Source organism: Mycolicibacterium aromaticivorans JS19b1 = JCM 16368 (assembly GCF_000559085.1).
Classification (GTDB): Bacteria; Actinomycetota; Actinomycetes; order Mycobacteriales; family Mycobacteriaceae; genus Mycobacterium; species Mycobacterium aromaticivorans.
Genome location: NZ_JALN02000001.1, coordinates 3,980,769 through 4,003,585 on the forward strand (window position 1 = coordinate 3,980,769; position 22,817 = coordinate 4,003,585).

A 22,817-nucleotide genomic window follows, 5' to 3' on the forward strand; every position below is an offset into this window, starting at 1 on the left:
TTCCCGGGTCGCTTCGCTCCTGCCCTCCGGTGTCAATTCCCGGGTCGCTTCGCTCCTGCCCTCCGGTGTCAATTCCCGGGTCGCTTCGCTCCTGCCCTCCGGTGTCAATTCCCGGGTCGCTTCGCTCCTGCCCTCCGGGGAGGGGAAGCATGCACGCGCTCGTATCGTTGAGGTGACTATGCGGCTTTCTGTCCTCGACCTCGTTCCGGTACGTACCGATCAGACCAGCGCCGACGCGCTGGCGGCCACCGTACGGCTGGCCCAGACCGCCGATCGCTTGGGCTTCACCCGGTACTGGGTGGCCGAACACCACAACATGCCCGCGGTCGCGGCTACCAGCCCGCCGGTGATCCTGGCCTACCTGGCTGCCCAGACCACCCAGCTGCGGCTGGGTTCGGGTGGGGTGATGCTGCCCAACCATGCACCGCTGGCCGTTGCCGAGCAGTTCGCGTTATTGGAGGCCGCCGCTCCGGGGCGTATTGACCTCGGCATCGGCCGTGCGCCCGGCTCAGACCCGGTGACGTCGTACATGTTGCGGGGCACCCGCGACGATTCCGATATCGAGAACTTCCCGCAGTACCTCGACGACGTGGCGGCGCTGATGAGCGCGCATGGGGTGCGTATCCCGATCCGCAATCAGGACTACATCCTCAAGGCCACGCCGGCGGCGGTCGAGGAGCCGCGGTTGTGGCTGCTCGGTTCGTCGATGTATTCGGCGCATCTGGCCGCCGCCAAGGGGTTGCCGTACGTGTTCGCGCATCACTTTGCCGGTCAGGGCACCGTCGAGGCACTGGCCACCTACCGGTCGGAATTCCGGCCCAGTGCGGTGGCCGCCGAGCCGGTGACGTTCATGACGGTCAACGCGGTGGTCGCGCCGACCCGCTCCGAGGCCGAGGCGTTGCTGCTGCCGAACCTGCAGATGATGGCCCGGCTGCGCACCGGTCAACCGCTCGGACCGCTCGACCTGGTCGAGGACGCGGCGGCGCTGACCATGCACCCGCAGGCCGAGGCGGTCATCGCATCCGGGCGCAGCAAGGCCGTGGTCGGTTCACCGTCCGAGGCGGCCGACCAGGTTCGTGCGGTGGCCGCAGAGTTCGACGTCGACGAGGTGATGGTGAACCCCGTCGCGTCCGCGCATCGCGGCACCGATCCGGCGACCGCCCCGGACCGGGAGACCACGCTGGAACTGCTGGCGAAAGAGCTTTTTTAGCAGGGTTTTTCGGGGCGGGCTATCGAGATCGACGTTGGCGTGACGTCTTCTCGACCTTTGCTGCGCTGCCGTCGATCTCGATGTGGGGCCTCTTGTCGCTCAGAGGCGGACACTCAGGGTGTCAGGCGCACAACCGGGATGGGACGCGTGGTGCCGCGCTGATACGAGCTGTATCGGCCGCCGTTGTTCGAGTCGCAGATGTGCCACAACCGCCCGTAGTCAGGGTCGTCCGGCATCACGATGTGTGCGGTGACCGACAAACGCCTTCTGCCCAGGAAGATGTCGATCTTCGGATGCGCGCGCAGATTGTGGTACCAGGCTGGGTTGCGGTTCGCTCCGCCGTTGGACGCGACGACAAGGTAGTCGTCGCCATCGCGGTAGTAGGCGAGCAGATTCGACCGGGGCTGGCCGGTCTTCGCCCCGATGGTGTGCAGCATTAGCGAGGACGGAGCCCCGGGCATCCGGTGCCCGATCCAACCGTTCGTGCGCCGGTACAGCCACTCGTGCACCTTCACGAATGTCATCAGTGCGGAATCGGGCATGGCTCTCTCATCCGATCGTGTCGAGCTGGGACAGGGCGGCGCGCAGGATTCGTCCGGTGCCCTCGCGGTCGGGGTCGCGGCGCAGCAGCATCCCCTTGGCGAACGACAGCTTGTCGCCGTCGCGTCGCGGGATCACGTGCAGGTGAATGTGAAACACCGTCTGCATGGCCGACTTGCCGTCGTTGATGGCGATGTTGTTGCCGGTCGCGCCGAGATCAGACGCACGGGTCGCCTGCGCGATCCGCTGCCCGACGGCGAGCATCCCGGCCAGAGTCTCGGCCGGGGTGTCGGTGAGGTCGACCGTGTGCTGCTTGGGCACCACCAGGGTGTGGCCCCGGGTGAACGGGCGGATATCCAGGATGCCGAGGAAATCGTCGTCCTCGTGAACGCGGATGGCGGGTGCCGTACCGGCGACGATCTCGCAGAACACGCATGCCATCTGGCCACCGTAGCGGGCAGCGTTAGGCTCCGGGAGATGGACTCCACCGACATTGCCTTCGCCGGTGCTGCCGAGCAGGCTCGCATGCTCGTCAACGGCACCATTACCGCGCCCGCCCTGTTGGAGTTGTATCTCGACCGGATCGCGCGCGTCGACCGGGAGTTGCGTGCCTATCGCGTAGTGCTCACCGACAGCGCGCGCCGGGAAGCCGCAGCCGCACAGGAGTTGCTCGACGCCGGTGAACGCAGGCCGCTGCTGGGCGTCCCGATCGCGATCAAGGACGACGTCGACGTCGCCGACGAATTCACCTGCTACGGCAGCAGCGCCTACGGACAGGCGCCGACGAGCGACGCACTGGTGGTGCGCCGGTTGCGCGAGGCGGGCGCGGTGATCCTGGGCAAGACGTCGGTACCGGAGATGATGCTGTGGCCGTTCACCGAAACAATCTCCTTCGGCGCCACTCACAATCCGTGGGATCTGGAGCGCGCACCGGGCGGTAGCAGCGGCGGCAGCGGTGCGGCCGTGTCCGCGGGCCTCGCACCGATGGCCCTGGGCTCCGACGGCGCCGGGTCCATCCGTATTCCGTCCACCTGGTGCGGGCTGTTCGGACTCAAGCCGCAGCGTGACCGGGTGCCGATGGCTCCGCACGACGACGCGTGGTGCGGCCTGTCCGTCAACGGCCCGATGACGCGCACAGTGGAGGACGCCGCGTTGTTCCTCGACGCGACCTCGGCGCTGCCCGGTCCGTCGGGTGGGTTCGTCACTGCCGCGAGCCGCGAGCCTGGCAGACTCCGAATTGCCTTGAGCACCAAGCTTCCTCCCACCATGCTCGGTCGGGTCGGGACGGCACAGCAGAAGGCACTCGACGGTGCCGAGACGCTGCTGCGTGATCTCGGCCACGAGGTGATCTGGCGCGATCCCGACTATCCGGCGTGGGCGGTGTACGGCCATGTGCTGCCGCGGATGTGGCGCGGCGCCTTCCAGGATGCGACCGCTCTGCCGCACCGGGAACGGCTCGAACCGAGGACCAAAGGCATTGCCCGGCTTGGCCGGTTGATCTCCGAGGCGCAGATCGCCAAGGTGCGCGCGGCCGAGCCGGCACTCGCGGCGCGGGTGCAGTCGATCTTCGACCACGTCGACGTGTTGATCACCCCCGGCACCGCGACCGGTCCGTCGCGCATCGGGCAGTACCAGCACCGCGGCGGGGTCGCGACGCTGGCCATGGTGTCGGCTCGGGTGCCGTTCAACGCCATGTTCAACGCGACCGGCCAGCCCGCAGCCGTCGTCCCGTGGGGCCTCGACGACGCCGGGGTGCCGATGTCGATCCAGCTGGTCGGCCGGCCCTCTGATGAGGCGACGCTGCTGTCGCTGAGCCATCAGATCGAGATGGCGCGGCCATGGGCGAACCGGAGACCGCCGGTCTCTTAGCCGGTCAGCGCCGCGCTCCAGGCCGCGAGCTTGTCGGCATAGCGCATGGTCTGCGCGGGGCTGGTCGACGGCAGGCGCACGAACGTGGCCGGCACGTCGAGATGGACGAGCCGGGTGAAGTTGCGCTCGGCGGCCGCGCCGTTGAAGAACACTCGCTCGATGCCAGGCCGGGCGGCGAAAAACGTCCCGAAGTCGTTGGGCACCATGCTGTCCGGCTCGACGGCCGAATCCAGGCTGCCGACCCGCCTGCAGTGCTTGAGGACGTCCCAGACGGCGACCCCGTGGCGGGTCAGGACTTCGGACCGATGCTCGTACGGCGCGGCCGGCTCGCACCCGAACACCTCACCGATGATGCGCCAGAACGCATTTCGCCGGTTTCCGTAGTATTGCCCGCTCGCCAGCGAGAGCACGCTGGGCATGTTGCCGAGGATCAGCAACCGGGCATCGGGTGAGCCGATGGGTGGCAGTCCCTCCAGGAGCGGGGAGCGTGACATCGGGGTCGACGGTATACGTTGGGTCGGTGACCGAAACCGTCGACCCGGAGGCCGCCGGGCTGCTCGACGGGCTCACGGGCGATGCCCGTGCCCAACGGGCCGAATTGATTCCCTGGTTGGTGGAGCAGGGCATCACCGTCGAGGAGATCCGGGGGGCGTTCGCGCCGATGCTGCTGCCCGGCCGCCGGATCCTCGGCGATGACGGAACGAGGCTGTCGGCTCGGCAGATCAGCGAGCAGACCGGGCTGGACCTGGATTTGCTCCGGCGCTTCCAGCGCGCCAGTGGGCTCGCGACGGTCGACGACCCGGATGCGGCGGTGTTCCTCAAACCCGATGCCGAGACGGCCGTGCATGTCAAGCGGCTTCTCGATCTGGGGTTCGACCCCGATCGGCTGCTGACCGTGTACCGCACTCTGGCAGAAGGCCTTTCGCGTGCGGCCGAGGCGATGCGCTACATCGCGGTCGCCACGACGATGCAACATCCCGGCACCACCGAACTCCAGATGGCCCGGGACGCGAAGGTGTTGGTCAACGCCGTGGCACCGCTGCTGGGCCCGATGGTGCAGGACATGCTGATGTTGCAGTTACGCCACGCCATGGAAACCGAGGCGATCAACGCCAACGAAAGGGCCGTCGGCGCATCGCTTCCCGGCGCCCGCGACATCGCGGTCGCCTTCGCGGACCTCGTCGGATTCACCAGACTGGGCGAGACGGTTCCGCCTGAGGAACTCGAACAGCTCGCCAACCGCCTCGCCGACGCCGCCCGCGATGTGGCGGTGCCACCGGTGCGGTTCATCAAGACGATCGGCGATGCGGTGATGCTGGTGTCCACCGACACCGCGGCGTTGCTCGACGCGATGTTGACTCTGGTGGAGGCCACCGAAGCCGACGACGCCTTGCCGCAACTGCGGGTGGGTCTGTCTTATGGGCAGGCGGTCAGCCGCGCGGGCGACTGGTTCGGCAGCCCGGTCAACCTGGCCAGCCGGGTCACCTCGGTGGCCCGGCCCGGTTCGGTTCTGTTGTCCGAAGCTGCCCGCGAACAGATCGGGGACGACCCGTCTTTCAGTTGGTCGTTCGCGCGGGCGCGGCATCTCAAGGGCATCCAGGACGAGGTGAAACTCTTCCGGGGCCGCCGTGCCGACAAGCTCTGACCTGTCCTGAATTGACGGTGTTCGCCGCGAGAGAAGTAGTGGCGCGGCCTTTGTAACGGTGTAATCATGTAATTCATGAAGCATCAACACACACATCGTCGGCCCGGCCGCCCCGGCGGCTGGCAACAGGCCGACCAGCCCGACGCCACCGACGCCGGCGAGTGGTTCGCCGGCCGTCTGCCCGACGGATGGTTCGCCGGAGACCCGACCGTGATCGTCGACCGTGAAGAAATCACCGTCGTCGGGCGCCTGCCCGAGACGGACACACCCGACAGCGACGCGCGCGCCGCCGGCCGGGCCTCCAGGTTCCGCGAGGACACCCGTGCCGAGCGGATCCGAATCGCCGAAGAGGCACAGGACAGATACGGCCGCAAGGTGTCCTGGGGGGTAGAGATCGGGACAGCGGGCTCCGATACACCTGAGCGAATCCTGTTCACGCACATCGCCGTTCCGGTGATGACCCGCCTCAAGCAACCTGAACGTCAAGTGCTCGACACCCTGGTCGACGCAGGCGTTGCCCGGTCGCGCTCGGATGCGCTGGCCTGGAGCGTGCGACTCGTCGGTGAGCACGCCGAGGAATGGTTGGCCAAGTTGCGCTCGGCGATGGCCGAGGTCGACGATCTGCGGGCGGAGGGTCCGGGCCTTTAGGCCTGCGCGGCACTCTCCACCGCGCGAATCGCGAGCCATGCGGTGGTGCGGTCGTCGGGGTTCGCCATGGATAGCTCGGTCAGCTCCTCGACCCGGCGGATTCGGCTGGCGAGGGTTTGGCGGTGCACGCCCAGTCGGGTGGCCGTCGTTCCCCAGACACCGTGTTCGGCCAGATAGATCTCGAGCGTTCGCAGCAGTTCGCCGTGCCGGCCCTCTTCGTCGCGAAGAGGGTCGAGCACGGCCGCGATCCGGGCGGTCGAACCATCGTCGAGATGCTCCAACACGTAGCTCACCGTCGCCAACGACCGATACCAGACCACCGGACGCGCGTCGACCACCGCGACCTCCAGCGCCTTCCTGGCCTCGGCAGCCGAGCGCGCCAGCAGCTGAGCTTTGGCCGGCGAACCCAGGCCCAGGCGTAGCGGCATCCGGCCTTCACCGTTCAGCTGCGCCACGATCCCAGCGAGATCGTGCGCGTGATCGTCACGGACGAAACCCAGCACCCCGCCGTCCAATTCGGCCAATACGTGGGCGGCGCCGAGCTCGTCGAGCCAGCGGATTGCCAGCGTCTCGGGGTCGATGGTTCGCGATCGAGAAGCCACCGCAAACGCGGTCAGTGACGTCTCATGAACGCCCCAGCGGCGCAGCAGGGCGGCGGCGTCCCCGCCGCCACGCAGCAAGGTCGTCACCATCACCTCTCTGCCGAGTCGTTCGGTAGCTGGATTGTCCGCCGTGCGAAGCAGCAGATCCAACAACGCGGCGGCCTGTGAGGCCAGATCGCGACTTCGGCTGGTCGGGCCGCGCGCACCGATCACCAGGTAGGCACTGATGTCCTCGCCGTGTCCGACCGGATGGACCTGCAGGCCGGTGTGTCGGATCCGCACCGGTCGATGAAACGCCACCGCAACCGCGTCGCGGACGTGCAGGCTCCCCGCACCGGCCGTCGTGATGACCTCGCCGCGTGAATCGAGGAGCACGGCCCAACCGTCGATCCGGTGCGCCATCTCGGCCACCACTGCCACCACGCCGCCCCGGCGGGCAACCTGGGTCAACACTTTGGTGCCGGTCGTGACGCGCCGATCTTCGGCAGCCTGGTCGGTGGCGATCCGGGCGGCAACCGTGAGATGGGCGATCTCGACGGTGTGGTCGGGTGCGTAGATCGTGGTGATCCGTTCGCCGGCCAGACGCGCGGTCAGATCCGGCTCCGCAGGCCCTCCGGCAATTACCGCGACGCACGTATCCAGATGCGCCGACAAGGCGCTGTCGGCCAAGATCTGGGCAAACGCGTGAGTGGCGCCGACAACGGCGGTGGCGAAGCCCGTCGCGCTGGCCACAACTGGTCCGTCCAACAGAATTGCTTCGTTCACCGCCACCGTGGCCTCCACCTGGCCGAGCACCAGCTCGGCGGTCAGTGAGGCCGCCGCCGCACGCACGTCGTATGCCACCGTCCGAGTGTACGAAATGATGATTGGAAGCCAGTGCATCACAAATTTTCACAGTGACGAGACCGCGCCTGGCTCCCTAACATTCGGTTCGTTAACTACGTCGTCAGCCACGAGGAATCGCTGTGAAAGCCATCGTCTTTCGGGACCAGAACGCCCCCATCGAGCACACCGATGTAGAACTTGCCGGGCCCAAAGCCGGCGAAGTCCGCGTGAAGATCGCCGCCGCGGGCGTCTGCCACTCCGATCTTCATGTCAAACGCGGCGAGTGGGACGCCCCGGCACCGTTGGTGATGGGTCATGAGGGGTCGGGCGTCGTCGTCGAGCTGGGGGAGGGGGTCACCTCGCTGGCGGTCGGAGACCACGTCGTGCTGTCGTGGGTGCCGCCATGCGGTGAATGTCGCTATTGCCGGTCCGGGCACGAGGCCAGGTGTCAGAAGGTCGCGACCGTCGTGGCGCCCAAGGGGGTTCTCTTCGACGGCACGTCGCGACTGTCCCGCAAGGGCGAACACGTGCACCACTACCTGGGTGTCTCGTCATTCGCCGAAGAAGTCGTCGTGCCGGCCTCCGGTGCAGTCAAGGTTCGCGATGATGCACCGCTGGATGTCATCGCGGTCGTGGGGTGCGCGGTGGCGACCGGAGTGGGTGCGGTGCTGAACACCGCCGCGGTGGAGCCGGGGGCCACCGTGGCGGTGATCGGTTGTGGCGGTGTCGGGCTCAACGTGGTTCAGGGCGCCAAACTCGCCGGTGCCGAACGGATCGTCGCCATCGACGTGAAGTCTGACAAGACCCAACTCGCCATGCAGTTCGGTGCCACCGACCGCGTCGACGCCTCGCGCGGGGACGCTGTTGAGCAGCTCCTGGCTTTGGTGCCCGACGGAGTCGACTACGCCTTCGACGCTTTCGGCAACACCTCGACCACCGAACAGGCCATCCGGATGCTCGGTCTTGGTGGCGCCGCGGTCATCGTCGGTCTGCCGCCGACCGGCGCCAGAGCGTCGTTCGAGCCGTTGGTGCTGGCTGAGGCCGACCAGCGCATCCTCGGGTCGAACTACGGATCGGTGCGGCCGTCGATCGACATCCCGGCATTGGTCGACCGATACATGGACGGTCAGCTCAAACTGGACCCCCTGGTCTGGGCACGGCGTCCGCTGGCCGAGGCTGCCGAGGCCTTCGATGATCTGGAGTCCGGTGAGGCACTCCGTACGCTGCTGATCCCCTGAATCACCGCCAACCCGAACATATTTGGAGCCTCGCCATGTCGAACACCACCGTGACACCGACCGACGCCGGACTTCGGCGGGGAGTGATGTCAGGTCCTGAGCTGGCCGCTCAGGCGATCGCGAATATCGCGCCGAGCGCGGTGATCGCCTTCACCGCCGCAGCGATCTACCTGAGCGCCGGTAATGGCACCGTGCTGTCGTTCGCGCTGGCGACCGTGGTGATCCTGGCCGTTGGCTACTGCGTGGTGGTCTTCGCTCGGCGCAATGCGTCGGCCGGATCTCTCTACACCTATGTCGCGAAGGGACTCGGCCCGTTCGGCGCGTACCTGGCCGGGGTGAGCTTGCTGATCGGCTGCTGGGGAATCGCAGCCGGTTCGCTCGGCGGAGCGGTGTCCTACGCCAGCGATTTTCTGGCGACACTTGGGATATCAGCGCAGGGCGTCGGCTGGCACATCGCCCTCGCAATCGTGTTAGGTGGCTTGGCAACTCTGTTCACCATCCGCGGGATCCGGCTCTCGGCGCGCGTCTCCCTGGTGCTCGAGCTGATCTCGGTCACGATCATCACCATCCTGCTCGTGCTGGCGTTGGTGTGGGCCGGACCGGCGGCGTGGGATCCCGCTCAGTTCTCCCTGACCGGAGTCCCGGTGCAGGGCGTCGCGGTCGGCATGGTGCTCGGCATCCTCGGCTTCGTCGGGTTCTCCTCGGCGGACGCGCTCGGACGCGAGGCCCGCAACCCCTACACCGCGATACCGCGCGCCATCATCTGGAGCGCAATCGTCGTCGGCGTCCTTTACGTCTTCGCCGCCTACACCCAGATCGCGCTGCTGCACGACGGACTGGCCGAGAGTGTAAGTCCGTTGCAGGACATCGCCACAAAGATCGGCATGCCGACCTGGTTCACGCCTGTGCTCACATTCGGTGTCGGTGCGTCGTTCTTCGCGGTCGTGGTCGCCCCGCTGAATGTGGTCGGCCGGATCGTCTACGTGATGGGTAAGGAAGGGGTCGTCGCCGAGCGCTTCGGCCGCACGCACGAGGGCCATCTCACGCCGCATCGGGTCCTGCTCATCGCCGGGCCGTCGGCCATCGTCCTGGACATCATCCTGTTGGCAGCCGGTGTTGCGCCCATGGACATCGTGGTGTGGGTGGACACCTATGGAACCTACGGCTACATGGTCGCCTACGCCTTGGTCGCGATCGCGTGTGTGGCCTACACCAAGCGGGCGGGTATCCCCAACCGCATGGTGTGGACAGCGGCCGTCGTAGCGGTGGTCGCGATGGCCTACACCTTCTTCGCCAACGTCTACCCGGTTCCGGCCTTCCCGCTGAACGTCATTCCCTACCTGTTCCTGGGGACGGTGGCGCTGGCGCTGATGTGGTTCGCTCGGGTCAAGCGCACCCGTCCGGAGGTCATCGAACGCATCGGCCGCACCGAGACGGACATCCTCGACGGGGTCGGCTAGACCTGGGTCATCGCGTAGTAGGCCCCCCGGCGAGCGAGAAGCTCGGCGTGGCTGCCGGTTTCGACGATCCGGCCGGCTTCCATGACCAGGATGCTGTCGGCGTCGCGGATGGTGGACAGCCGGTGGGCGATGATGAAACTGGTTCGGTCCCGGCGTAATTTTGTCATCGCGTGCTGGATCAGCAGCTCGGTGCGGGTGTCCACCGAACTGGTCGCCTCGTCGAGGATCAGCAGCTGGGGGCGCGCCAGGAATGCCCTCGCGATGGTGATCAGTTGCTTCTCGCCGGCACTGATGTTGCCACCGTCATCGCTGACCCGGGTCTGGTAACCGTTAGGCAGCGTATGGACGAACCGGTCGACGTACGCCGCCCGTGCCGCCTCGACGACCTCGTCCTCGCCTGCGCCGGGCTTCCCATAGGCGATGTTCTCGGCGATCGTGCCGCCGAACAGCCAGGTGTCCTGCAGAACCATCCCGATCCGCGAGCGCAAGGACTCGCGGCTGACGTCTCTGATGTCGGTGCCGTCGAGCAGGATCCTCCCGGCGTCGACGTCGTAGAACCGCATCAGGAGGTTGACCAAAGTGGTTTTGCCTGCCCCGGTCGGGCCGACGATCGCCACCGTGCTGCCCGGCTCGGCGATCAGCGACAGATCCTCGATCACCGGAGTGCCAGGTCGATAGCTGAACGACACGTTCTGGAATTCGACGCGCCCGCCGTTGCCGGCCACCGCGATTGGCGCGTCCGGTGCTTCCTCGGGCTCGTCGAGAAAGTCGAAGACCCGTTCGGCGCTGGCCACCCCGGACTGCAGCGTGTTGTACATGCCGGCGACCTGGGTCAATGGCTGGTTGAACTGGCGAACGTATTGGATGAAGGCCTGGATGCTGCCCAACGTGATCTGGCCGGTGGCGACCTGATAACCGCCCACCACTGCGACCGCGACATAACTGAGGTTCCCGATGAACGTCGTCGCCGGTGAGACCAGGCCGGAAAAGAACTGTGCGCCAAAGCTTGCGTGGTAGACGTCCGCGTTGAACTCACGGAACTTCTCCTGCGCGGCGGCCCGGTGCCCGAAGGTCTTGACCACGGTGAAGCCGCTGTAGGTCTCCTCGATGTGAGCGTTCAGCCTGCCGGTGTTGGTCCACTGGGCGATGAACATCCGCTGCGAGCGGCGTGCGATCGCCCGGGTCACCCACAGCGACAACGGAACAGTCACCACGGTGATCAATGCCAGCAGGGGGGAGATGCTCAGCATCATCGCCAGCACCGCGAGCACGGTCAGCACCGACGTCAGCAATTGACTGATCGTCATGGACACCGAGGTCTGGATGTTGTCCACATCGTTGGTGACCCGGCTCAGTAACTCGCCGCGCTGCCGGGAATCGAAGTAGGACAACGGCAACCGGTGGATCTTGTCCTCGACGTCGGCGCGCAGCGCGGTGATGGTGCGCTGCACGATGACGTTGAGCAGCCGGGCCTGAGCCCAGATCAACAGTGCGGCAACCACGTACAGCGCCAGCGCCAGAAGCAGGGTGCGGCCCACCGCGGTGAAGTCGACCCCGCGGCCGGGCACCACATCGGTTCCGGACAGCAGGTCGGCGAACGTGGTGTCACCGCGCGCCCGGGCCGCGGCGACGGCCTGGTCCTTGGTGATGCCGGCCGGCAGCTGCCGGCCGATGACTCCGTTGAACAGCAGGTCGGTGGCATGCCCGAGAATGCGGGGACCGATGACACCCAGCGCGATCCCGACGATGGACAACGCGATGACCGCCGCTGTCGGCCATCTTTGTGGTATCAGCCGCCGGATCAGCCGCAGCGCGGAACCGGTGAAGTCGCGCGATCTGGCTTGCCGAGGGTCCTGGCTCATCGCCCGCATGCCACCGCCGCGGAACGCGGGCCCGGTCATCGGCCGCCCCCGACGCCTACGTCGACCGACTGGGAGTCGGCGAACTGAGCGTAGGTCTCGCAGCCGGCCAGCAGCGTGTCGTGGGTGCCCGTGCCGACCACCCGGCCGCCATCCATCACGACGATCGTGTCGGCGTGCATGACGGTCGAAATGCGCTGGGAGACAATGATCACCGTGGCATTGGCGGATTCTTCACGAAGCGCGGCCCGCACCCGGGCATCGGTGTGGACATCGAGTGCGGAGAACGCGTCGTCGAACAGGTAGATCGCCGGACGCCGGATCACCGCGCGTGCGATCGCCAGTCGCTGGCGTTGCCCGCCGGAGAAATTGATGCCACCTTGCGCCACCCTCATTTCAAGACCGTCGGGATGGGCACGGACGAAGTCGTCGGCCGACGCAACCCGCAGCGCCCGCCACATCTCCTCGTCAGCTACTACCTGTCCCGGGGCCGCGCCGAGCGCCAAGTTGTCGGCGACTGTGCCCGAGAACAGATACCCCCGCTGCGGAACCAGACCCAGGGTGGCCCACAGGCGCTCGGGGTCGTAGTCGCGTACGTCGATGCCGTCGACCAGGATCGCGCCGTCAGTGACGTCGTAGAGCCGGCAGATCAGGGAGATCAGCGTCGACTTCCCGGACCCGGTGCTGCCGACGATCGCCGTCGTCGTCCCGGGCCGTGCGGTCAGCGAAACATCTTCCAGCACAGGGCGCTCCGCACCCGGGTAGCAGAACGTCGCGTTGTCGAGTGTGACCGCACCGCGGATACCACCGTCCGGGAGTTGTGGCGACGCGGGGCTGCTGATCGCCGGCTCGGTGTCCAGCACCTCGGTGATCCGTTCCGCGCAGACCGAGGCCCGGGGCAGCATCACCAGAATCAGGGTGGCCATCAGCACGGCCATCAGGATCTGCATGAAGTACGACAGGAACGCGATCAGCGACCCCACCTGCATGTGTCCGGAGTCGATGCGCAGGCCGCCGAACCAGATCAGGGCCACGCTGGAGATGTTGATGGTCAAGGTGGTGACCGGCAGCATCAAGGCCTGCCACCGCCCGGCAGCCAGCGCCGTGTTGGACACGGCCGCGTTGGCGACCGCGAACCGGTCGCGCTCGAACGGTTCGCGGGCGAACGCCCGGATCACCCGGATTCCCGAGAGTTGTTCGCGCATCACCCGGTTGATGCCGTCGATGAGCCGCTGCATGCTGCGGAAGATCGGCAGCATCCGCGACACGATCCAAAAGTTGGACAGCGCCAGCACCGGAACGCTGACGAGTAGAAGCCACGACAGCCCGGCGTCCTGATGGATCGCCATGATGATGCCGCCGACGCACATGATCGGTGCTGTCACCAGGGTCGTCGTGGTCATCTGGATGAGCACCTGGATCTGCTGGACGTCATTGGTCGTCCGGGTCAGCAGTGACGGCGCCCCGAACCGCGCGGTCTCCTGTTCGGAGAACGTGGTGACGTGGTGAAACATCGCCGAGCGCAGGTCGCGGCCGAACCCCATGCCGGTGCGGGAACCGAAGTAGACCGCGACCACCGCGCACACCACCTGCAGTCCGGTGACGGCCAGCATGACCAGCCCGAGTTCGGTGATCAGTCCGGTGTCGCCCTTGGCCACGCCGTCGTCGATGATCGCGGCGTTGACGGTCGGCAGATACAAGGAGGCCAGGGTGCTGACGGTCTGCAGCGCCATCACCGCCGCGACCAGCCACCGGTACGGCCGGACATACTGTCTCAGCAGTTCCAGGAGCATTTCGCTACTGTTGCACACCGCTACCGCGGCTTCGCCGACGTTGTCGGGTCGCGCCGCTTTTTGACGCCATGAATCGCGACAAAGCGGCAGGTCAAGCAGCCTGTCGGTGGTTGTGCCGAGGGGCTGCCGCTACAGTGCATGCTGTGACTTGCAGCAGGTGCGCATGACAGCGATGCGCAAACTCGCGTTGGCTGCCGGGGTTGTGGCGATCGCGGCCTCTATCGCCGCATGCTCGGACTCGGGCAGCGGCCCCGGTCAGCCGCAGGGTTCGCAGGCTCCCGCACCGCAGCCGGCCAACGCCAAACACGGTCCGATGTTCCCCGAATGCGGTGGCATCACCGACCAGACGATGGCCGAGCAGACGCGGGTGACCGGCTTGGTGAACACGGCGAAGAACTCCGTCGGCTGTCAGTGGCTGGCCGGCGGCGGCATCCTGGGCCCGCACTTCTCTTTCACCTGGTACCGGGGCAGCCCGATCGGGCGTGAACGCAAGACCGAAGAGCTGTCGCGCACCAGCGTCGAGGACATCAACATCGAGGGCCACACCGGTTTCATCGCCGTCGGCACCGATCCGACTCTGGGGGACAACCTGTGCGAGGTCGGCATCCAGTTCAACGACGACTTCATCGAATGGTCGGTCAGCTTCGCCGAGAAGCCCTTCCCGCCGGCCTGCGACGTGGCCAAGGAATTGACCCGCCAATCGATCGTGAACTCCAAATGAGCCCGCGTCGGATAGCGACCGCCGTGGGTGCGGCGGTGTGCGCCCTGGTGATGGTCAGCGGCTGCGCCAAGACGGTGGACGGCACCGCGGCCAAGTCGGGCTCGGGCAGCGTGCCGCGCAACGACAACTCGGCGCAGCAGTACCCGAACCTGCTCAAGGAATGCGACGTCCTCACCACCGACATCCTGGCCAAGACGGTGGGCGCTGACCCGCTGGACATCCAGAGCACCTTCGTCGGTGCCGTCTGCCGCTGGCAGGCCGCCAACCCGGCCGGCCTGGTCGACATCACCCGGTTCTGGTACGAGCAGGGCAGCCTCGACAACGAGCGGTCGGTCGGTCAGTTCCTGAAGTACCAGATCGAGAACCGGTCGATCGCCGGTGTGCCGTCGATCGTGATGCGGACCAGTGATCCCAACGGTGGCTGCGGCGTCGCCAGCGACGCCGGCGGTGTCGTCGGGTGGTGGGTCAACCCGCAGGCCCCCGGCATCGATGCGTGCGGTCAGGCCATCAAGCTGATGGAACTGACGCTGGCCACCAACTCCTAGCGCGGCACGTGGAACGCCGTCAGCTCGGCGCTGCTGAGTTCCAGCGTCGCCCAGCCGACGGGCACCCGCAGCACGGCGATGGCCGAGGTCGGATACTTCATCGCGATGCCGTCGGCCGCGGCGCGATCCGAGCGGTCAGGGTCGGACAGGCCGAGTGACAGCTGGCTCATCGTCGGTTCGTGGCCGACCACCATCAGCGTCGCGACATGGTCGGGCACCTGGTTGATCTCGGCGAGCATCGTTCCCGGGGTGGCGCCGTAGAGACGGTGGGAGTAGGTGACCGGCGCGGTGATACCGGTGCGCTCGAGGGTCTGACGGGTGCGGGTCGCCGAGGAGCACAGCACCAGATCGATCGCCGGGATGTTGGCCCGCAGCCAGTCACCGGCGAGACCGCCTTCTCGGATACCGCGGGACGCCAGCGGTCGGTCGTGGTCGGGCACCCCGTTCGGGTAGTCCGATTTGGCGTGGCGCATCAGCACGAGCGTGCGTTCTCCGGCAGTCACCGGCCCAGGCTAAACCCCGATCGGTACATGCCGGACGAGGTCCACGGACTTGTCGGCCCCGGGCCCTACACTCGCCGCAGCACCCACCGAGAACAGGAAGGACGCCCGCGAATGCGATTTCTGCACACCGCCGACTGGCAACTCGGCATGACGCGGCACTTCCTGGAAGGTGAAGCCCAGCCGCGGTACTCGGCGGCCCGGCGCGATGCGGTCGCCGGCCTCGGTGCGCTGGCGCGGCAGACCTCCGCGGAGTTCGTCGTCGTGGCCGGTGACGTGTTCGAGCACAATCAGCTTGCGCCCAAGGTGGTCAGCCAGTCCCTGGAAGCGATGCGCGCCGTCGGGGTTCCCGTGTACCTGCTGCCGGGCAACCACGATCCGCTCGACGCGTCGTCGGTGTACACCAGTGCTCTCTTCCGGGCCGAATGCCCGGACAACGTCACCGTGCTGGACCGCGACGGGGTGTGGGAGGTGCGTCCCGGGGTGCAGCTGGTCGCGGCGCCGTGGCGCACCAAGGCGCCTACCACCGACCTGGCAGCCGCGGTGCTGGGGGACCTTCCGGCCGACGGCACCGCGCGCGTTCTGGTCGCTCACGGCGGGGTCGACGTGCTGGACCCGGATCCCGGCAAGCCGTCGCTGATCCGGATGGCTGCCGTGACCGATGCTGTCGAGCGCGGCGCGGTCCACTATGTCGCCTTGGGGGACAAGCACTCCCGCACCAGCGTCGGCGAGAGTCGCAGGGTGTGGTACTCCGGCTCGCCGGAAGTGACGAACTTCGATGACGTCGAGGCCGATCCGGGTCATGTCCTGCTGGTCGACATCGACGAGTCGGACCCCGCGCATCCGGTCACCGTCGATTCGCACCATGTCGGACGTTGGCGGTTCGTCACGCTGCACCGCCAGGTCGACGACACCCGCGACATCGCCGATCTCGACCTCAACCTGGATCTGCTGGCGGACAAGGACCGCACGGTCGTGCGGTTGGGGTTGACCGGCTCGCTGACCGTCACCGACCGTGCGGCACTGGACGCCTGCCTGGACAAGTACGCCCGGCTGTTCGCCTGGTTGGGCACCTGGGAGCGACACACCAACATTGCGGTGATGCCCGCCGACGGCGAGTTCGACGACCTCGGCATCGGTGGGTTCGCCGTGGCCGCCGTCGACGAACTGGTCAGCACCGCCCGCTCGGGTGACGACGAAGCAGCTCAGGACGCCCAGAGCGCGCTCGGGCTGTTGCTACGGCTGGCCGGGGGGAGCGCGGCGTGAAACTGCATCGGCTGGCCCTGACCAACTATCGCGGAATCACCCACCGCGACATCCAATTTCCCGACCACGGCGTGGTCGTCGTGTGCGGTGCCAATGAAATCGGTAAGACGTCGATGATCGAGGCGCTGGACCTACTGCTGGAATCGAAGGACCGCTCCACGAAGAAAGATGTCAAGCAGGTCAAGCCGACGCACGCCGATGTCGGATCCGAAGTCCTCGCCGAAATCAGCACCGGCCCATACCGTTTCGTGTACCGGAAGCGCTTCCACAAGAAGTGTGAGACCGAACTCACGATCTCGGCGCCACGGCGCGAACAGCTCACCGGGGACGAGGCGCATGAGCGGGTGCTGGCCATGCTCGGCGAGACGGTCGACACCGAGCTGTGGCATGCGCAGCGGATTCTGCAGGCCGGCTCGACATCGGCCGTGGACCTGTCGGACTGCGATGCCCTCTCGCGGGCACTGGATTTGGCGGCGGGCGACGACGCGGCTCTCTCGGGCACCGAACCCCTGCTGATCGAACGGATCGACGCCGAATACGGCAAGTACTTCACGGCGACCGGCCGACCGACCGGTGAGTGGGCGGCGGCGATCGCGCAGCTGCGGGCGGCCGATGAGGACGTGGCGCGGTGCGCGGCCGCGGTCGCCGAAGTCGACGAACGGGTGCGCAGGCATGCCGACCTCGCCGAACGGCAGGCCGCGCTGGCCGATCGCGGCCCGAGCGTCGCCCAGCGGCTGACCGCCGCGCAGACGGCGGCCACCGCGCTGGCCGCGCTCGGCGACCAGCTGCGCCAGGCCGAGCTGGTCGCGACCGCGGCGCAGGCCACCTGCGCCGCATCGAGCGCCGCCCAGGCTGAACGGGCTCGCCTGGGTGAGGATGTGGCAGCGCGTACCGCCGCCGTTGCCGAGATCCAATCGCGGCTCGCAGCCGCCATCGAGGCCGAACACACCGCCCGTGAAGTCGTCGAAATGGCTTGTGCGGCAGCGGCGGAATCGACTGCTGCCCTCGCTGCCGCTCAGGAAATGGTCGACGACGCCCGTCGGGTGGTGGATGCGCTCGCCGCCGACGAGCAGGCGCAGCGCCTCGCCGCGCGGCTGGAGCGGATCGAGACCATCGAGCAGCAGCTGGCCACCTTGACCACGGACCTCTGCGCGATCACGCTGACCAGCGACGTGATGGCCGACATCGAGTCGGCCGCAGCACTCGTCGAGCGGATCGAGGCGCAGCTCACTGCCACCGCGACGACGGTGGAGTTCGCGGCGACCGCCGACCTCGAGCTGACGGTGGGGGCGCAGACCATCCGGCTGGCTGCGGGGCAGAGCTGGGCGCCGCCCACCTCGTCGCCGACATCCGTCGAGCTGCCCGGACTGCTCAGCGTGCAGATCGATCCGGGCGCCACCACCTCCAGCGTTCAGGCCAAACTGGATGCGGCCCAGCACATTCTGGCCGAGGCGCTGCGGCAGGGCGGCACCGGCGACGTGGAGGGTGCCCGGGATCTCGAGCGGCGCCGCCGTGAACTCGTCAGTAATCGCGATCAGTTGGCCGCAACACTGGCCGGGTTGCGCGAAGACGAAGGGGTGGTGGAGATGCGCGCGCGACTGGCGTCTCTGCGTGAGGCGATCTCGCCCGTCCTGCTGACCGCGGGCGTCGATGCCGCCGCCGCGCGCGCGGCGTTCGTGAGCGCTATCGAGGTCCGTGAAACCGCACGTGCCGACGCCGATCTGCATCAGCGCGCGATGGCAGGTGCCAACGTCCGGCTAACCGAAAGCAGCACAGCAGCAACCGTTCTGCGTGCAAAAGTGACCGACGCCAATGCCGAACTCGGCGCGGCGAAAGACCGGCTGGCAGCACTGCGGGCCGGCCACGACGACGAGCAGCTGGCCGCGCAGGCGGCCGCCGACATCGAGGCTCAGCGGCAGGCCGACGCCACGGTGGCCGAGCTGGCCGGCGCGTATGCCGCCTGCGATCCCGCTGCCGTGCAGGCGGAGTTGGCCGAGGCCAGCACTGCAGCCGCCGCGCTCGAGAGCGAGCACGTGCAGGTGGGCCACGCGCTCAATGACATCACCGTCGAGCTCGGCATCATCGGTAACGAGGGGCGCCAGGGCAGCCTCGACACCGCCCAGATCGCTCGCGAACATGCCTTCGCCGAGCATTCGCGGGTGTCTCGCCGGGCTCGGGCCGCGCAGTTGTTGCGGTCGGTGATGGCCCGCCACCGGGACACCACCCGGCAGCGATACGTCGCACCGTTCCGCAGCGAAATCGAGCGGCTGGGCCGTCCGGTGTTCGGGCCGAGCTTTGAAGTCGAGATCGACAGCGATCTACGAATCTGCAACCGCACCTTGGACGGTCGGACTGTTCCCTACGACTCGCTGTCCGGGGGAGCCAAAGAACAACTCGGCATTCTGGCCCGGCTGGCGGGTGCTGCGCTGGTCGCGAAGGAGGACTCCGTGCCGGTGGTCATCGACGACGCGCTGGGCTTCACCGACCCAGATCGGCTGACGAAGATGGGCGCGGTGTTCGACACCGTCGGAGACAACGGGCAGGTTATCGTGCTGACCTGCACACCGGCCCGCTACCTGGGCGTGCAGGACGCCCACGTCATCGAACTGATCGCCTGAGCCGGTGCCGAGCCCGCCATACGGTAGCTGGCATGTTGCTGTGTGATCTGGGTCATCACACCGGCATCAGGTAACGCGAATTACAGGAGTTCGCCATGCCGATTATCTAGAAGATCTAATAGTCTTTGTCGATGCGTCGGGATAGCGTGTGCGGCAATACTACTGACGATCTGCTGGCGCGCTACGTGTCACCGGACGGAACGATCTCGGTCCCGGACGATCTCACCCTGACATCGTTTCTGGCCGGCCATGCCGAGGCCGAAGACCACCACGCCGCATACCGATTCATCGACTATTCGCGCGACCGTGAGGGCAGCGTCGAAGAGCTCAGCTGGCAGTCGCTGGAGGCGGCCACCAATGCTGTCGCGGCGAGGTTGCGGCAGGTCACCGAGCCCGGCGACCGGGTGGCGATAATGGCCCCTCATGGATTGCATTACGTTATCGGCTTTTTCGCCGCCATCCACGCCGGTGCCATCGCCGTGCCGCTCTTCGTGCCAGCCCTCACCGGGCACACTGAGCGGCTGAGAGCGATCCTCTCCGATGCGGATCCCCGGGTCATCCTCACTACCGAGAGCGCCGCCGAGTCGCTACGTGAGATGCTGCGGACCATGGCCCCGGTCGAGCGGCCACGCGTCATCGCGGTTGACGCCGTGCCGGTTTCCCTCGGTGAAGACCTGACACGGCCCGAGCGGGGTGCCGACGATATCGCATACTTGCAGTACACCTCTGGATCGACTCGTACACCCGTCGGTGTCGAGATCACGCACCGGGCCGCCTGCACCAACGTCGCACAGATGATCTTGGCCGGGCGGTTGGACATGGGAGTTCGCAGCGTGAGCTGGCTTCCGCTCTACCACGACATGGGCCTGGTGATGATCATGTTCCCGATGCTGTGCGGAGGACAGATCACTCTGATGGATCCGATGGCATTCGTTCGACGGCCGTATCGATGGATCCGGCAGCTTTCGGAGGAAGCCGTTCATGGCCGAACATTCGCTGCCGCACCCAATTTCGCCTTTGCGCTATGCGCCGAACGTGGCCTACCGCCAACTGGCGAGCGGCCAGATCTCAGCAACGTGGTCGGGTTGCTGAACGGTTCCGAACCCGTCACCATGGGCGCAATCGAGAAGTTCGCCGCTGCCTTCACCGCGTATGGATTGCCTGCCACTGCGGTCAAACCCTCGTACGGAATGGCGGAGGCGACGTTGTCGGTGGCCAGCATCGCCGCCGACTGCGCCCCCTCCGCTGTTCATCTGGATCGGAACGCGTTGGCTCGTGGCCACGCCGTCCGGGTCGAAGCGGAGGCGCCGGGCGGCGTGTCCCTCGTATCCTGTGGGCAGCCGATAGCCAGCCAATGGCTGGTCATCGTCGACTCCGTTGCCGGTGCCGAGTTGCCCGACGGGTCGGTGGGCGAAATCTGGTTGCACGGCAACAATATCGGGCGAGGGTATTGGAGACGCCCCGACGAGACGCAACGGGTGTTCGCCAACAAGCTTCAAACCCGACTGTCGTACTCGAGCCATGCCGACGGTGTTGCCGACAACGAAACCTGGCTTTCGACTGGAGATCTCGGCGTTTATCTTGATGGCGAACTCTATGTGACCGGCCGTATCAAGGATCTGATCATCATCGACGGCCGCAACCACTACCCGGTCGACGTCGAAGCCACTGTCAGCAAGTCGACGCCGGCTATTCGGGACGGCTTCGTTGCGGCCTTCGCCGTCAGCCCATCGGAGCGTGTCGAGGGCAGCGGGATGGCCGGCGAGCATCTCGTCGTCGTCGCCGAGCGCGCGGTCGGCTCGAATCGGATGGAACCCACGCTCATCGCGGAAGCGGTACGGGCGGCGGTTGCCCGGACCCATCACATTTCGGTCAGCGACTTCCGCCTGGTGCCCGCTGGGGCGATACCTCGAACTACCAGTGGGAAGCTGGCCCGCAATGCTTGTCGGACGGCCTATCTGGCCGGGGAATTCGACTAGAGGCTAGTCAGCCAGCGCGAGAACCTCGTCGAAGCTGTCGGCGAGGCAATCGCGGAACAGGTCGAAATCCGGGATCGCGCCCGCGTCGACGTCGATGCCCAGCGCGCAGGAGTCGACGTAGGTCAGCAAGGTCACGTTGACTGCCGAACCGATGGTCGGACCGAAGGCGTACTGCCTGCGCACCGCCGCGCCACCCAAATAGACCGGCACGGGAACCCCCGGCACGTCACTGCACAGGAAGTCGACGTGCCGCAGGATCGAGCCGATGTACCAGCGCGGCATCGCGTTGAGCGCACCTGCGATCAGCTGCGTATACGGAATCGACTTTTCGTTGCGCACCCTGCCGGTGCGCTCGTGAATGCTCCTGATTCGTCGCGCCGGATCGGTGATCCCGGCGTGAACGTCGAAGCGCATCAACGTGATCCGGTTGCCACCGGACTGGTCGTCTTCGGTACGCAGGTTGATCGGCATCGTCAGATGCAGATCGAACACGCCGACGCCGTGTTTGTCGTGGTAGCGGCGCAGGCCGCCGGCCACCCCCGCGACGAACGCGTCGTTGAGCGCGCCACCGCTGCGGTGGGCGGCTTCACGCAGTCGCGGCATCGGAACATCGAGCACGCCGAGTTTGCGAACCAGCGTGCGGTTCGTCATCAGCGGAGAGCCCGGCTTGTTGACCGGCCGGACGGTCCGGTACACCGACGCGGCCAGCTCGCCCGCGGATTCAACGGTCTGCCGGGGCCGTCGAATGATGTTGAACAACAACCGCGGAGCGATCTTGAGCGACTCACCGACCAGCGTGCCGACCAAGCCGGCGTCGTAGCGCAGGGCATCGCCGTAGCTCGCCAAGGGCTGGCGCTCCGCGACGGCGGGCGCCGCCGGCATCGCGTCGACGGCCTGAGTATCCGCACTCAGATCGAAGAGCCGCATCGCGATCTGAACACCACCGACACCATCGGTCAGAGAGTGGTGGAATTTGCACAGCACAGCGGCCGCACCGTCGTCGAGTCCCTCGACCAGGGTGACCTCCCACATCGGCCGGGCGCGATCGAAGTCGGCCATCGCGGCCAGTCGGGCCATCTCGAGCACGCCATCGAGGTCTCCCGGCTCCGGCGCCGCCACCCGGCGCATGTGATAGTCCAGATCGAAGTCGGGGGCATACTCCCAGCGCGGCGGAGTCGGCGGCGGCGAGTTCACCACCCGCTGCCGGAACATCGGCAGCTCGCGACTGACCAGATCGAACCGCTCCCGCACCAGATCCCAATCCGGGGACCGGTCGAGAAGCAGCACCGTCACCACCGTGGATCTCAGCCGCGGATCGGCTTCCATCGACCAGGTGAACGCATCTGTGTTACGCATGAATTCGGTCATGATCTGCTCCCACCATGAACGTACGACGCCATAGCAGCGGGCAATACGTCACCGGGTCAGCTGGTGACTTTGTTCCCTAATACCGAGGCCCTCAGGCGAAATCGCGAGCCGGAAGTGGACGTTTGCCGGGA

The 22,817-nt window shown here is 67.0% G+C and carries 19 protein-coding genes; 11 read left to right on the forward strand and 8 right to left on the reverse strand.

Annotation, left to right across the window (positions count from 1 at the left end; genetic code table 11):
* The first annotated feature begins 178 nt into the window (after positions 1-178).
* Entirely contained in the window at positions 179-1,210 is a 1,032-nt protein-coding gene (locus tag Y900_RS19215) for an LLM class flavin-dependent oxidoreductase (protein ID WP_036343891.1), read from the forward strand.
* A 113-nt stretch (positions 1,211-1,323) separates the two neighbouring features.
* On the opposite strand, the gene Y900_RS19220 is transcribed toward Y900_RS19215, so the two are convergent.
* Entirely contained in the window at positions 1,324-1,752 is a 429-nt protein-coding gene (locus Y900_RS19220) for a nitroreductase family deazaflavin-dependent oxidoreductase (RefSeq protein ID WP_036343892.1), read from the reverse strand.
* Between the two features lie 7 nt (positions 1,753-1,759).
* Positions 1,760-2,191 (reverse strand): HIT family protein, encoded by a 432-nt coding sequence (locus Y900_RS19225; RefSeq protein WP_036343894.1) that lies wholly within the window; start codon positions 2,189-2,191, stop codon positions 1,760-1,762.
* Positions 2,192-2,227: 36 nt separating this feature from the next.
* Between Y900_RS19225 and Y900_RS19230 the strand changes: the two genes are divergently transcribed.
* On the forward strand, positions 2,228-3,619 hold the full coding sequence (locus tag Y900_RS19230) for an amidase (RefSeq protein ID WP_036343896.1): 1,392 nt from the start codon (positions 2,228-2,230) through the stop codon (positions 3,617-3,619).
* On the opposite strand, the gene Y900_RS19235 is transcribed toward Y900_RS19230, so the two are convergent.
* The gene (locus Y900_RS19235; RefSeq protein ID WP_036343898.1) at positions 3,616-4,113 is read right to left on the reverse strand and encodes a DNA-deoxyinosine glycosylase; all 498 of its coding nucleotides are present in this window, start codon (positions 4,111-4,113) and stop codon (positions 3,616-3,618) included. The two genes, Y900_RS19230 and Y900_RS19235, sit on opposite strands and share 4 nt — an antisense overlap.
* A 26-nt stretch (positions 4,114-4,139) precedes the next feature.
* Here Y900_RS19235 and Y900_RS19240 point away from each other — a divergent pair, with 26 nt between their 5' ends.
* Both Y900_RS19240 and Y900_RS19245 read left to right on the forward strand, forming a co-directional pair.
* On the forward strand, positions 4,140-5,264 hold the full coding sequence (locus Y900_RS19240) for an adenylate/guanylate cyclase domain-containing protein (RefSeq protein WP_036343900.1): 1,125 nt from the start codon (positions 4,140-4,142) through the stop codon (positions 5,262-5,264).
* A 75-nt stretch (positions 5,265-5,339) separates the two neighbouring features.
* Positions 5,340-5,912 (forward strand): ATP-binding transcription factor AbmR, encoded by a 573-nt coding sequence (locus tag Y900_RS19245; RefSeq protein ID WP_036343902.1) that lies wholly within the window; start codon positions 5,340-5,342, stop codon positions 5,910-5,912.
* Here Y900_RS19245 and Y900_RS19250 read toward each other — a convergent pair.
* Complete coding sequence (locus Y900_RS19250; protein ID WP_036347270.1) at positions 5,909-7,357, reverse strand: PucR family transcriptional regulator; 1,449 nt, start codon at positions 7,355-7,357, stop codon at positions 5,909-5,911. The genes Y900_RS19245 and Y900_RS19250 overlap by 4 nt on opposite strands.
* A 122-nt stretch (positions 7,358-7,479) precedes the next feature.
* Between Y900_RS19250 and Y900_RS19255 the strand changes: the two genes are divergently transcribed.
* Together Y900_RS19255 and Y900_RS19260 are read left to right on the forward strand one after the other, a co-directional pair.
* Positions 7,480-8,577: an alcohol dehydrogenase catalytic domain-containing protein gene (locus Y900_RS19255; protein ID WP_036343903.1), complete on the forward strand. Its 1,098-nt coding sequence runs from the start codon at positions 7,480-7,482 to the stop codon at positions 8,575-8,577.
* 35 nt (positions 8,578-8,612) lie between these two features.
* Entirely contained in the window at positions 8,613-10,037 is a 1,425-nt protein-coding gene (locus Y900_RS19260; protein WP_036343905.1) for an APC family permease, read from the forward strand.
* On the opposite strand, the gene Y900_RS19265 is transcribed toward Y900_RS19260, so the two are convergent.
* Positions 10,034-11,938 carry an ABC transporter ATP-binding protein gene (locus tag Y900_RS19265; protein ID WP_036343906.1) on the reverse strand — a complete coding sequence of 635 codons (1,905 nt, stop codon included), beginning with the start codon at positions 11,936-11,938 and terminating at the stop codon, positions 10,034-10,036. The two genes, Y900_RS19260 and Y900_RS19265, sit on opposite strands and share 4 nt — an antisense overlap.
* Positions 11,935-13,689, reverse strand: coding sequence for an ABC transporter ATP-binding protein (locus tag Y900_RS19270; protein ID WP_036343907.1), 1,755 nt, complete (start codon positions 13,687-13,689; stop codon positions 11,935-11,937). The genes Y900_RS19265 and Y900_RS19270 overlap by 4 nt, the downstream gene beginning before the upstream one ends.
* 163 nt (positions 13,690-13,852) lie before the next feature.
* On the opposite strand from Y900_RS19270, the gene Y900_RS19275 reads away from it, so the two are divergent.
* Together Y900_RS19275 and Y900_RS19280 are read left to right on the forward strand one after the other, a co-directional pair.
* Positions 13,853-14,410: a DUF3558 domain-containing protein gene (locus tag Y900_RS19275; protein WP_109751099.1), complete on the forward strand. Its 558-nt coding sequence runs from the start codon at positions 13,853-13,855 to the stop codon at positions 14,408-14,410.
* Between the two features lie 50 nt (positions 14,411-14,460).
* Positions 14,461-14,955, forward strand: coding sequence for a DUF3558 domain-containing protein (locus Y900_RS19280; protein WP_149383406.1), 495 nt, complete (start codon positions 14,461-14,463; stop codon positions 14,953-14,955).
* On the opposite strand, the gene Y900_RS19285 is transcribed toward Y900_RS19280, so the two are convergent.
* Positions 14,952-15,428, reverse strand: coding sequence for a SixA phosphatase family protein (locus tag Y900_RS19285; RefSeq protein ID WP_192827598.1), 477 nt, complete (start codon positions 15,426-15,428; stop codon positions 14,952-14,954). The genes Y900_RS19280 and Y900_RS19285 overlap by 4 nt on opposite strands.
* 141 nt (positions 15,429-15,569) lie before the next feature.
* On the opposite strand from Y900_RS19285, the gene Y900_RS19290 reads away from it, so the two are divergent.
* From Y900_RS19290 to Y900_RS19300, 3 genes are all read left to right on the forward strand, one after another.
* Positions 15,570-16,721, forward strand: coding sequence for a metallophosphoesterase family protein (locus Y900_RS19290; RefSeq protein WP_036343910.1), 1,152 nt, complete (start codon positions 15,570-15,572; stop codon positions 16,719-16,721).
* Entirely contained in the window at positions 16,718-19,339 is a 2,622-nt protein-coding gene (locus Y900_RS19295) for an AAA family ATPase (RefSeq protein WP_036343911.1), read from the forward strand. The genes Y900_RS19290 and Y900_RS19295 overlap by 4 nt, the downstream gene beginning before the upstream one ends.
* 131 nt (positions 19,340-19,470) lie before the next feature.
* The gene (locus Y900_RS19300) at positions 19,471-21,318 is read left to right on the forward strand and encodes an AMP-binding protein (RefSeq protein ID WP_036343912.1); all 1,848 of its coding nucleotides are present in this window, start codon (positions 19,471-19,473) and stop codon (positions 21,316-21,318) included.
* Between the two features lie 3 nt (positions 21,319-21,321).
* On the opposite strand, the gene Y900_RS19305 is transcribed toward Y900_RS19300, so the two are convergent.
* Complete coding sequence (locus Y900_RS19305) at positions 21,322-22,686, reverse strand: wax ester/triacylglycerol synthase domain-containing protein (RefSeq protein WP_036343913.1); 1,365 nt, start codon at positions 22,684-22,686, stop codon at positions 21,322-21,324.
* Positions 22,687-22,817 lie beyond the last annotated feature (131 nt).

What these genes read in the sequence shown, in the direction of transcription:
- Y900_RS19215 (WP_036343891.1), top strand. Translation starts at nt 179, where the DNA reads ATGCGGCTTTCTGTCCTCGACCTCGTTCCGGTACGTACCGATCAGACC.
- Y900_RS19220 (WP_036343892.1), bottom strand. Translation starts at nt 1,752, where the DNA reads ATGCCCGATTCCGCACTGATGACATTCGTGAAGGTGCACGAGTGGCTG.
- Y900_RS19225 (WP_036343894.1), bottom strand. Translation starts at nt 2,191, where the DNA reads ATGGCATGCGTGTTCTGCGAGATCGTCGCCGGTACGGCACCCGCCATC.
- Y900_RS19230 (WP_036343896.1), top strand. Translation starts at nt 2,228, where the DNA reads ATGGACTCCACCGACATTGCCTTCGCCGGTGCTGCCGAGCAGGCTCGC.
- Y900_RS19235 (WP_036343898.1), bottom strand. Translation starts at nt 4,113, where the DNA reads ATGTCACGCTCCCCGCTCCTGGAGGGACTGCCACCCATCGGCTCACCC.
- Y900_RS19245 (WP_036343902.1), top strand. Translation starts at nt 5,340, where the DNA reads ATGAAGCATCAACACACACATCGTCGGCCCGGCCGCCCCGGCGGCTGG.
- Y900_RS19260 (WP_036343905.1), top strand. Translation starts at nt 8,613, where the DNA reads ATGTCGAACACCACCGTGACACCGACCGACGCCGGACTTCGGCGGGGA.
- Y900_RS19265 (WP_036343906.1), bottom strand. Translation starts at nt 11,938, where the DNA reads ATGACCGGGCCCGCGTTCCGCGGCGGTGGCATGCGGGCGATGAGCCAG.
- Y900_RS19270 (WP_036343907.1), bottom strand. Translation starts at nt 13,689, where the DNA reads ATGCTCCTGGAACTGCTGAGACAGTATGTCCGGCCGTACCGGTGGCTG.
- Y900_RS19275 (WP_109751099.1), top strand. Translation starts at nt 13,853, where the DNA reads ATGACAGCGATGCGCAAACTCGCGTTGGCTGCCGGGGTTGTGGCGATC.
- Y900_RS19280 (WP_149383406.1), top strand. Translation starts at nt 14,461, where the DNA reads ATGGTCAGCGGCTGCGCCAAGACGGTGGACGGCACCGCGGCCAAGTCG.
- Y900_RS19285 (WP_192827598.1), bottom strand. Translation starts at nt 15,428, where the DNA reads ATGCGCCACGCCAAATCGGACTACCCGAACGGGGTGCCCGACCACGAC.
- Y900_RS19290 (WP_036343910.1), top strand. Translation starts at nt 15,570, where the DNA reads ATGCGATTTCTGCACACCGCCGACTGGCAACTCGGCATGACGCGGCAC.
- Y900_RS19300 (WP_036343912.1), top strand. Translation starts at nt 19,471, where the DNA reads ATGCGTCGGGATAGCGTGTGCGGCAATACTACTGACGATCTGCTGGCG.
- Y900_RS19305 (WP_036343913.1), bottom strand. Translation starts at nt 22,686, where the DNA reads ATGACCGAATTCATGCGTAACACAGATGCGTTCACCTGGTCGATGGAA.